This is a genomic window from Streptoalloteichus tenebrarius (assembly GCF_024171885.1).
GTDB classification, from domain to species: domain Bacteria; phylum Actinomycetota; class Actinomycetes; order Mycobacteriales; family Pseudonocardiaceae; genus Streptoalloteichus; species Streptoalloteichus tenebrarius.
This window is the reverse complement of record NZ_JAMTCP010000045.1, coordinates 1-1638: the sequence shown is the minus strand read 5'-3', so window position 1 is coordinate 1638 and position 1638 is coordinate 1. Positions and strand designations below refer to the sequence as shown.

The 1638-nt window shown below is 70.5% G+C and carries 2 protein-coding genes; both read right to left on the bottom strand.

What is annotated here, in order from left to right; translation table 11 throughout:
• Positions 1-120: 120 nt before the first annotated feature.
• Positions 121-1152 carry a CobW family GTP-binding protein gene (locus LX15_RS26610; RefSeq protein ID WP_253672560.1) on the bottom strand — a complete coding sequence of 344 codons (1032 nt, stop codon included), beginning with the start codon at positions 1150-1152 and terminating at the stop codon, positions 121-123.
• A 162-nt stretch (positions 1153-1314) separates the two neighbouring features.
• On the bottom strand, positions 1315-1638 hold a 324-nt coding region (locus LX15_RS26605; protein ID WP_301304616.1), incomplete at its 5' end, for a transposase.

Below are 1638 nucleotides of genomic sequence, written 5' to 3'. Positions count from 1 at the left end.
GGTCAGGTGAACCGGCGGGTCAGGTGAACCGGCGGGTCAGGTGAACCGGCGGGTCAGGTGAACCGGCGGGTCAGGTGAACCGGCGGGTCAGGTGAGTCGGCGCGTAGGTGGACCGGCGGGTCAGCGCGTGTGGCGGAGGACGCGGAACATGCCGCTGGCGTCGGCGGTCTCCTCCTCGCCGCGCAGGCAACCCTCCAGTCGTCGCCGCACCTCGTCGACGTCCACGCCCGTGCCGATCGCCACGAGCTGGGTCCTCCGCCCCTCATCGCGTCCCCACGCGGAGCGCTGGAAGGAGAGGTAGTTGCCCACGACGTGCATCGTGTACTTCTGGCGGTAGCCCTTGAGGTCGAAGTGCACGAAGCCCTTCATCCGGTACAGCCCGGCCGGCCGGTCGTTGAGGAAGTCCATCAGCCGGTTCGGGTCCACCGGCCGCTCCGCGGAGAACGACACGCTCTCGTAGGCGTGGTGCACGTGGTCCTCGGCGCAGTCGTGCGCCACGTCCTCGCGGAGGAGGTCGAGCGCGAGCTGCTGGGCCTCCTCGTGGCGGACCGGCCGGGCCTGGGCGTCGAACAGCAGGGCGGGGTCGACCCGGCCGTGCGAGGTTGGCACGACCGGCGTGCCGGGGCTGAGCTGCTCGATCGTGGCCAGCACGCGGCGGCGCGCGTCCTCGTCGAGGCGGTCGTTCTTGTTGAGCACCACGAGGTCGGCGTAGCGCAGGTGCTTGTCGATCTCGGGGTGGGCGGTCCTGGTGCGCTCGAACTCCGCGCCGTCGACCACCTCGACGAGACCGCCGTAGGTGATCCTGCGGTTGGCGCTGGCCAGGACCAGCCGGGTGATCCCCTGCGGCTCGGCGAGGCCGCTGGCCTCGACCACGATGACGTCGATCCGCTTGCGGGGATCGGCCAGCCGGTCCAGCAGCTCGTCCATGTCGGCGGAGTCGATCGCGCAGCAGAGGCAGCCGTTGCCCAGCGAGATCGTGGAGTCCACCTGTCCGGCGACGAGCATCGCGTCCACGTTGATGCTGCCGAAGTCGTTGACGATCACGCCCAGCCGGGTGTCCCCGGCGCGGTGGAGCAGGTGGTTGAGCAACGTGGTCTTGCCGGACCCCAGGAAACCCGCGACGACGACCACCGGGATCTGGTTCCGCACCACGCCCCTCCTCCGTCACCCGTTCTCGCGTCCCGCCCATGCTAACGACGCCCGCCCCGGCCGGGTCGGGGCGGCGGACGGCGGCCGGGCGACGCGGGGCTCACCGCGCGGGCGCCGGTGAACCCCTGCCGTCCCGGGGCCTAGACGAGTAATGCGTAACTGGGGTTAGTGGTCGTAGGCGGTCAGGGAGCGGGTGACGGGCTGGCCGGTGGCGCGGTTGTGCCAGATGGCGGCCGTTAAGGCCAGGAGTCGTTGGGCGATGCGAACACCGACGCCCTCGATGGTGCGCCCGCCGTGTTGTTCCAGGTCGAGTTGGCCTTTCAACGTGTCGTTGACCGACTCGATCAGCTGGCGGACGGCCTTGAGCAGCGGCTCGCCGGGATGCGGGGTCCGGTTGCGGTAGGACGGTCGGATCAACCGGACCCCGCGCTCGGCGAGGAAGTGGTCGAGTTCGCGGGAGACGTAGCCCTTGTCGGCGATGATCAGCAG